This window comes from Holdemanella sp. (genome assembly GCF_056804935.1).
This window is the reverse complement of the sequence record NZ_DBMEXE010000021.1, coordinates 1-8,790: the sequence shown is the minus strand read 5'-3', so window position 1 is coordinate 8,790 and position 8,790 is coordinate 1. Positions and strand designations below refer to the sequence as shown.

The 8,790-nt window shown below is 34.4% G+C and carries 10 protein-coding genes and 2 tRNA genes; all 12 read left to right on the top strand.

Going from position 1 to position 8,790, the window contains the following annotated elements:
* A partial coding sequence (locus ACZQCL_RS02075) for a D-alanyl-D-alanine carboxypeptidase family protein (RefSeq protein WP_482481745.1) occupies positions 1-496 on the top strand: 496 nt, incomplete at its 5' end.
* Positions 497-504: 8 nt separating this feature from the next.
* Positions 505-972, top strand: coding sequence for a metallophosphoesterase family protein (locus tag ACZQCL_RS02070; protein ID WP_117571289.1), 468 nt, complete (start codon positions 505-507; stop codon positions 970-972).
* Positions 973-988: 16 nt separating this feature from the next.
* Complete coding sequence (locus ACZQCL_RS02065; RefSeq protein WP_117571290.1) at positions 989-1,663, top strand: LbetaH domain-containing protein; 675 nt, start codon at positions 989-991, stop codon at positions 1,661-1,663.
* Between the two features lie 52 nt (positions 1,664-1,715).
* A complete protein-coding gene (locus ACZQCL_RS02060) occupies positions 1,716-2,417 on the top strand; it encodes a biosynthetic peptidoglycan transglycosylase (RefSeq protein WP_227993383.1) in 702 nt (233 codons plus the stop codon).
* Between the two features lie 209 nt (positions 2,418-2,626).
* On the top strand, positions 2,627-2,839 hold the full coding sequence (locus ACZQCL_RS02055; RefSeq protein ID WP_482481744.1) for a hypothetical protein: 213 nt from the start codon (positions 2,627-2,629) through the stop codon (positions 2,837-2,839).
* A gap of 100 nt (positions 2,840-2,939) precedes the next feature.
* A complete protein-coding gene (locus tag ACZQCL_RS02050) occupies positions 2,940-3,941 on the top strand; it encodes a type II toxin-antitoxin system antitoxin SocA domain-containing protein (protein ID WP_482481743.1) in 1,002 nt (333 codons plus the stop codon).
* 103 nt (positions 3,942-4,044) lie between these two features.
* Positions 4,045-4,131, top strand: a tRNA-Leu gene (locus tag ACZQCL_RS02045).
* A 26-nt stretch (positions 4,132-4,157) separates the two neighbouring features.
* A tRNA-Leu gene (locus ACZQCL_RS02040) sits at positions 4,158-4,244 on the top strand.
* 76 nt (positions 4,245-4,320) lie between these two features.
* Positions 4,321-5,481 (top strand): tRNA 2-thiouridine(34) synthase MnmA, encoded by a 1,161-nt coding sequence (gene mnmA, locus ACZQCL_RS02035; protein WP_288522354.1) that lies wholly within the window; start codon positions 4,321-4,323, stop codon positions 5,479-5,481.
* Complete coding sequence (gene recD2 / locus ACZQCL_RS02030) at positions 5,465-7,564, top strand: SF1B family DNA helicase RecD2 (RefSeq protein WP_482481742.1); 2,100 nt, start codon at positions 5,465-5,467, stop codon at positions 7,562-7,564. The genes mnmA and recD2 overlap by 17 nt, the downstream gene beginning before the upstream one ends.
* On the top strand, positions 7,545-7,772 hold the full coding sequence (locus ACZQCL_RS02025; RefSeq protein ID WP_482481741.1) for a DUF1653 domain-containing protein: 228 nt from the start codon (positions 7,545-7,547) through the stop codon (positions 7,770-7,772). Before recD2 ends, ACZQCL_RS02025 begins: the two co-directional genes overlap by 20 nt.
* A 98-nt stretch (positions 7,773-7,870) precedes the next feature.
* Positions 7,871-8,530: a Crp/Fnr family transcriptional regulator gene (locus tag ACZQCL_RS02020; RefSeq protein ID WP_412345404.1), complete on the top strand. Its 660-nt coding sequence runs from the start codon at positions 7,871-7,873 to the stop codon at positions 8,528-8,530.
* Positions 8,531-8,790 lie beyond the last annotated feature (260 nt).

Genomic DNA, 8,790 nt, shown 5'->3' with positions numbered 1-8,790 from the left:
TATGGTCGAAGATCTAACGAATATGTTAGATTCGTATGCGTCTGTTATGGATGGGCAGGATCATTTGAATTTGGTCAGTGGTTATTTGAATTATGAACAAATTCTAGATCAATATGTCAACGCATCCAAAGAATATGAGGGTGTTGACCACTATATGTTTAGTGCCGGTAAAAATGAGCAGCAGCTCGGGTATACGATTGTATTAGAGGGTCATGATGAATGGATCAATCTATGTAGGCAATATGTCGATGATGAATTTGATTATTCAAAAGTCGAAGAAGAATTGTCTGAAGAAAGTAAAAAGCGTATGGAATGGATTGAAGAAAATGCGTATCGCTATGGTTTTGTAGTTCGCTACCAACAAGAACAAGAAAAGAAGACGGGACATTGGTATCAGCCTTTTATGCTTCGTTATGTGGGTGTAAAAACCGCCAAAATCATGCATGATAGCGGTAAGGGCATGGAACAAATGTCATTTCCGGATGAATTGGAGTAAAAGACTTTATGAAAATAGTTGTTGTGAGTGATTCTCATGGAAGAAACGATATATTAAAAACGATCCAGGAAAAACATCCGAATGCGAAATTGTTTATTCATTGTGGTGATTTAGAGGATGATCCGATGAATTATCCGGGCTATATCATTGTGCGTGGAAACAATGATTATTTTGGTCGTTTTGAAAATGAAAGAATCATACCGATTGGTAAACATCAAATTTATGTAACACATTCTCATCGGTTCTCTTATTTTTTAAGAAGTGAACAATTGGTGAATCGTGCTAAAGAATTGAATTGTGACATTGTATGTTTTGGACATACACACGTATCCTTTTTAGATCGTGTTGATGGTGTTACATTAGTAAATCCAGGATCTTTATCGCATTCTAGAGATGGAAAGCCATGTAGCTATGCGATTTTAGATATAAATGAAGATGACGTTCAGGTTGAATTCAAATTTGAGCCTGAGTGGTAAGAAAGAGGGAAGTTTTATGTACAAGATAAGCGAATTATATGATTTAGATCATACTTTGGCAAAGGATTATTTAGCAAAGTTTGAATATCCTTGGCAAGCTTTGTCGGGAATCAAAGACTTGATTTTAGAGCTAGGTAAAAACTTAGGAGAAGATTATGTGGAAGTCAAAGAACACGTATGGGTACACAAGAGTGCCAATGTCTTTGAAAGTGCATATCTAGGAGCTCCATGCATCATTGGTCCTGAAACAGAGGTTCGTCATTGTGCCTTTGTGCGTGGAAGTGCTTTAGTGGGCGCAAACTGCGTGGTTGGAAATAGTGTGGAATTAAAGAACTGTATTTTATTTGACAATGTAGAAACACCTCACTATAACTATGTAGGAGATAGTATTCTTGGATATCATTCTCACTTGGGTGCTGGGGGTATCACAAGTAATTTAAAGAGTGCTCGTGACAATATCATCTTAAGAAGAAAAGATGAAAATTATAATGTGGTTGAAGAATTTGAAACAGGATTAAGAAAAATCGGTGCCTTTATGGGTGACTATGTAGAAGTTGGATGTAACTCTGTACTTTGTCCAGGAACGATTATTGGTCCGCACACAAATGTATATCCACTATCTCGTGTGCGTGGTCAGATTGCGGCAAATTCAATCTTTAAAGATGCTTCACACGTGACTTTAAAGGATTAATCTTACGAACTTGTAATTTTACAAGTTCTTTTTGTTATGTTAATGTTTAGGTATGAAAAAGTTTGTTAAGTTTATATTTAAATTATTATTGATCTTAATTATTGCCTTTGTAGGCATCTTTTTTGGTAAAGGCTATTGGGGTTATTTAGAATTAACACAATCTCAATCTGTGGATGATGTGGTAAGTGAAGTCACATCTAGATCTACTTTTGTCGGATATGATGATTTATCACCTGAACTTGTACGAGCAACGGTGGCAATAGAGGATCGCCGTTTTTATGATCATGGAGGCGTTGATTATATTGGGCTTATGCGTGCACTTGTATCCCAATTTGATGATGATCTATTAAAGAGTGGTGGTTCTACGATTACGCAGCAATTGGCTAAAAATTTATATGGTATGTTTGATGGTACGTGGGATCGTAAAAGTACAGAATTATTTGTAGCTCGTTATTTGGAGAAACATTATTCTAAAAATGAAATCATTGCCCTATATGTGAATGTGATCAATTATGGAAATGACTATACAGGTATCTATGAAGCAAGTTATGGATATTTTGATACAGATCCAGAAGATCTGACTATAGCTCAGGCTTCTTTACTTGCAGGAATTCCTCAATCGCCAAACAATTATGAGTTAGTCTATCATTTTGCCCAAGCCAAACAAAAACAATATGCCGTATTAAAGGCGATGGCTGAGTGTGGCTATATTTCAGAAAGTGATATTGCGACATATTATAATGCATCTGTTTAAGGATGCATTTTTTTGTGTTTACATTGTGATGATAGAATATTGACAAAATACTATCATATGATATGATTATGATAGGAATAAGTGAAAATGCCATCATTTTCTTGGGGGTGAAAATCTTGATTGATAAATCATAAATTGCTGATTATCTCAGTAGAGCAAAGAAATTGATAGTACAGAATAAATTTAGTATCGCTTTAAATTCAAACAGAATGACAAATTTATCGTTGTTTGATGAGTATTTAATTGATGAAGAGCGGATTAAGATCATATTATTAGATTTAACAGAAGATGATTTCTGTGAAAAGGTTCAAAATAAGCATGTTCAATTTCAACATGAGTGGTTGTATATCTTTGGAAAAGAGATTTCTTTAATGAAGAGGTATGAAGAAAAAAGTGAAGTGGTCTTTATATATCAAGTTTAATATGATTGAAAACAAATTTGTGATTGTCATATCATTTCATAAACAAAAGTATCCACTAGTTTATTATTTTCGATAACAGATAAAAAGGAGGCAGTATTGTATGCAAAGAGAAACAGGATTTTGTGTAGAGTGCAGGGATGTCACATCTTATACATTACAGAAGAAGTTGGTGAAAAAGATGATTCGCGGTGAAGAATTAACTTTTGAAATTACTTGTGCTATTTGTGATCGATGTGGTGAATTCATGAGTGTTCCTGGTATTATTGATTTAAATGTACGTGAAGTCGATGAACAATATAGGAAATTAAAGGATTTAGTGACCATTGAGGATATTTATACTTTAATGAAGCTCTATAATATTGGCAAGGCACCTTTATCAATCGTATTAGGATTTGGCGAAATAACGATTACTCGCTATCTATTAGGACAGGTTCCATCTAAAGAATATTCAGATGTGATTCGTAATGCATTGTTTTCTCCTGAATATATGGAACAAAAAATGCTCGAAAATAAAGATAAAATTGCGATGAGTGCCTTCAAAAAGTCTATGACGAAAGTAAACGAGTTAAAAAATATATTTACTGTTTCGAATAAAATGATTGGTGTTATATCCTATATTTTTGAAAGAATGGATGAAGTGACACCGTTAATGCTTCAAAAGCTGTTGTATTATATACAGGGATTTTCGTTTGCGTTAAATGATAGAGAAATGTTTATAGAAAATTGTGAGGCATGGGTGCATGGACCTGTATATAAAGATGTATATAATATTTTTAAACATTTTAGGTATAATGTGATTGATGATCCGAAGTTTGTAATGTTTGAAGGGTACAAAAAGTATTTGGATGATAAAGATAAATATATTATAGATTTAGTGGTGAATACATTTGGTCAATATGGTGGTAAAATTTTAGAAAAAACAACGCATAAAGAAAGTCCTTGGTTATTTGCGCGTAATGGCTATAGTGACAATGTACCTTCCAACGAAATAATTTCGAAGGGAACGATTAAAGAATATTTTCATGAATTAATAAATGAATATGATATTTCAAAAGAAGAAAATATTAATAAATATATATTAAACTTAAGTAATATCATTTGATGCATCTGTTTAGGATGCATTTTTTTGCTGATAGAATTTCTAGTGGCTTTTTTAAAAAAATCCTTGCATGGCATTCTATCTTTTGATATAATAGTCAAGCAATGCCCGGGTGGTGAAATTGGTAGACGCAGTGGACTCAAAATCCACCGGTAGCGATACCGTGCCGGTTCGAGTCCGGCCCTGGGCACCATTTTTAAAATTAAATATTTGTTTTTTGCCCGGGTGGTGAAATTGGTAGACGCAGTGGACTCAAAATCCACCGGTAGCGATACCGTGCCGGTTCGAGTCCGGCCCTGGGCACCATTTTGAATTGTTGGATCAAGTTTTTCGGGCTTGGTCCTTTTTTATGATATAATTTTTGATAGTTGGAGGATTACATATGAAAGTATTAGTTGGATTAAGTGGTGGTGTAGATTCTGCTGTTGCAGCTTATTTATTAAAGAAACAAGGATATGATGTGACTTGTTGTTTTATGCGTAACTGGGATAGTTTTGCGAATAATGATATTGCAGGAAATCCTACAATCAAAGATGATACTTGTCCTCAGGAACAGGATTATTTAGATGCGTTAGCGGTTGCCAATCATTTGGATTTGCCTTTACAGCGTGTTGATTTTATTGAAGAATATTGGGATAACGTATTTAAAACGTTTTTAAGTGAATATGAAAAGGGGCGTACGCCAAATCCAGATATTTTATGTAATAAATATATTAAGTTTGATTCATTTTTTGAATATGCCATGAAACAAGGTTTTGATAAGGTGGCTACAGGGCATTATGCTTCAAACAAAGAGGAAGAGAATGGCTTTACATATTTAACACGTGCTAAAGACCAGAATAAAGACCAGACATATTTCTTGTGTCAGGTTGAAAAGAGTAAGGTGGCTAAAACGATTTTTCCTTTGGCGAATTTAGAAAAACCAGAAATTCGTAAGATTGCTTCTGAATTAAACTTAGAATCGGTTGCGACAAAGAAAGATAGTACGGGTATTTGTTTCATTGGAGAAAGAAACTTTAGACAATTCTTATCGAACTATCTTCCTAGTAAAGATGGTGACATTGTAGATGTGAATACTGGTAAAGTCATTGCACGACATGTGGGCGTTTTATATTACACGATTGGACAAAGAAAAGGTTTAAATATAGATCATGAAAAGGGTCCTTGGTTTGTGGTTGGAAAAGATGTTGTGAAGAACATTCTTTATGTATGTCGTACTGACCAAAGAGATTTGTTGTATTCAGATTCGTGTGTTGTAAAAGGAATCAACTGGATCTTGCCAAGTTTGGATGAGATTCCAACAAAGTGTACTTGTAAATTTAGATATCGTCAAAAGGATCAGGATATCGAAATCGAAAGATTGGATGATACAAGTGTGTTAGTCAAATATCCACAAACGATTGCGTCTGTTACAGAAGGACAGGAAGCTGTATTCTACGATGGCGACAAGTGCATTGGTGGGGGTGTCATTGAAGAAGTCTTCAAGGATGGCAAGAATTTAAATCAATTGATTATGGAGACAGCCAATGGACATCGAGGCTAGGCTTGAATATATCATATTTGAAAATAAAGCCAATCATTATGTCGTTGCTGGTTTTTCAGAATTAAAGACGTATCATAATTTTACAGCGGCTGGAAGAATTGAAGATCCAATCGAAGATCAAGAATATGTTTTGCAGGGGGAATATGTAAAACACCCTAAGTATGGGGAGCAGTTTCGTGTGGATATGGCCAAAAAGAAATTGCCAGACAATTCGGATGCGATTATTCATTTTCTTTGTGGTGAGAATTTTCCTACGATTGGTAAAAAAACAGCCGAAAGTATTTATGAGACTCTTGGTGAGAATTGTTTAGAGAAGATTCATAATAATCCAGAACTTTTACATGAAGTGCCCAATTTGACCGCCAAAAAGATATTGATTATTCAAAAGGGCATTCAAGAATTTACAGGATTTAATGAGACATACGCAAAGCTATTAAAGTATGGCTTGAGTCCAAGACAGATTCAGATGTTACTAGACACATATGATAATGTGTTGGATGTGATTGAAGAGGATTGTTTCAAACCTTATTATGAAGTGTATGGTTTTGGATATAAAACCGCTTGTAAGATGGCAAGTGCCATAGGTTTATCCAATGAGGATCCAAGAAGATTGGATGCCTATATCTATGAGTTGGCTAGACAATTATCCATGGCAACTGGAAATACATATATTACATTTGCGACAATCTTTCAAAATGTACGTGGCGTAAATGAATCCTTGATTCAGGAAAGTATTGATCGTTTGGTTTCACTTCAATATTTGTATGTTGAAAATACTCGAATCTATCCATTTACTTTACATGAAGATGAGGTCATGATTGCCAAAGAGTTGAAAAATCATTTATTTGAAGTGGAAAGTGTGGATGTCGAATCAAAAATCAAACAAGTGGAATTTAGTTTAGCCATTACATATGATCAGGAACAAAAGGATGCGATTCAATTGTTCTTCGATCGTTCGTTCATGATTTTAACGGGTGGTCCAGGTACTGGTAAGACAACAACTGTAAAAGGAATCTTGGAAATTTGTAAGGATGTATATCCAGATAGTAAGATTCAGCTTTGTGCACCAACAGGAAGAGCTTCAAAGCGACTTGCACAACTTTCAAATTGTGATTCAAGAACCATTCATTCCTTGTTGCAGTGGAACTTAGAAGATAATTCCTTTGGCAAAAATGAGGAGGATCCATTAGATATCGATTTTATTATTGTGGATGAGTTTAGTATGGTGGATACCCACTTATTTGCTCAATTATTAAAGGCACTTCCACAGCGTTGTCGCATTCTTTTAATTGGTGATGAAGATCAGTTAGAGAGTGTGGGTCCTGGAAAGGTGTTAGAAGATCTAATTAAATCGGATGTGATTGATACGGTCCATTTAAAGAAGATTTTTAGACAGTCAAGTGGTTCTGGAATTGTGACTTTGGCAAAAGAAATTCGTGAAGAAACTACGTGTCATTATGAGGATGGTGTTGAGTTTATTGAAAGAACAACGCCAAAAATTATGGATGCCCTAATCGATTATGTCAAAGATATGGATCTAGATTCCATGCAGATCTTGGCACCAATGTATAAGGGGGCTGCTGGCATTGATGAGATCAATCGTCAAATGCAGGTGTTGTTCAATCCAAAAAGTCCGCAAAAGAATCAGATGAAGGTAGGAACAACAATCTTTCGTGAAAACGATAAGGTCATGTTGTTGAAGAATTTGCCGGATGAAGATGTTTACAATGGGGATATTGGTACGATTGTTGAAATTGATTCAAAACAGAATGTGATTTCAGTGGATTTCACAAATGCGATTGTTGATTTTTCAACAGACTTTCTATATTACTTAAAACACGCATGGTGTATCAGTGTTCATAAATCCCAAGGTAATGAATATCAGACGGTATTCTGTATTGTGGATGTGAATGCGAAAAACATGTTAGAAAAGCGTCTTTTATATACGGCGATCTCGCGTGCTAAAAAACAGCTTTTTATTATTGGCAATAAGAGCTTGTTTGAAACGCAGGTACGCTTAAAATTAAAGCGTATTCGCCAAACAACGTTGCAGGAAAGAATTTATGAAAGTATTAGAAAATAGAATATATCGACATTTCAAAGGAAACACTTATAAAGTGTTGTGTGTTGCGATGCATACGGAAACGCAAGAGAAGATGGTGGTTTATCAAGCATTATATGGGGATTATAAGTATTTTGTTCGTCCATATGAAATGTTTGTAACAAAGGTAGATCATGACAAGTATCCGGATGTGAAGCAGGAATATCGATTTGAACTTGTAGAAGAATAGGCTTAGGTCTATTCTTTTTCTTATCTGTGTGATTTGTTAACGTATACAAATTGGGAGTGTGTTATAATTATCAATATTGACAAAGGGTGATTTAAATTATGGGGCGTGAATTATTTTTAGACTTTTTTTCAGAGCACGAAGTGCCTGTTATTCGTAAAAGAAGACATACATTTTTAAAGATGGATGATGAGAATGTATATATTTTAAAAGAAGGTGTTGTGAAGGTCAGCGTTTTAATGCGTGATGGACGTGAATTTAATATTGCGTATTTAAAAGGCTTTGATATTTTATCTATGTTTAAAGATGCAGTTGTTGATTGTAAATTTTCTTCATTGATGATTCGTGTTGAAAGTGATGAAGCTAGTTTTTATTGTGTTTCTAAAGAATTATTCAATCAATTATTAAATGAACATTCTGAATTGGTGGAATACGTGAATATGTATTATCGTAAAAAATTATCGGAAACAATTTCAAGACAAGAATTAATGACGATGAATGGCAAGAATGGTGCTGTATGTGCATTTATATACTATTTGGTTACAATGTTTGGAAAAGAAGCGCGTGATGGAATTTTGATCGACCTAAAGATCACAAATGATGATATTGCGGGTTTCTGTGGAATTTCTACAAGACATAGCGTGAATCGTATTTTGCGTGGCTTAAGAGAAGAACATGTTATTCGCACATTGTATAATAAAATCATGGTCTTGGATGTCGAGTATTTAAAACAATTTGTAGATGTTAAGGTGGATGCATAATCCGCCTTTTTTCATGCAAAATAAAAAGAGCCGACTTAAAATGTGGGATGTCGACTCTTAAAACTGGTCATTATAAGAAAGACTATCATGAGTTGGTTACAACCAGTTTTGTTTACTATATCATGGATTTTGAAATGAAAAAAGAGCTGAACTAGATGATAGTGATTACGCATGAAATGATCTTCAAAATTTCGCGATTTAAGATTATTTATTTTTTTATGCACTTTAATAGTGTATTGGTGTACACTATTGTTATGAAA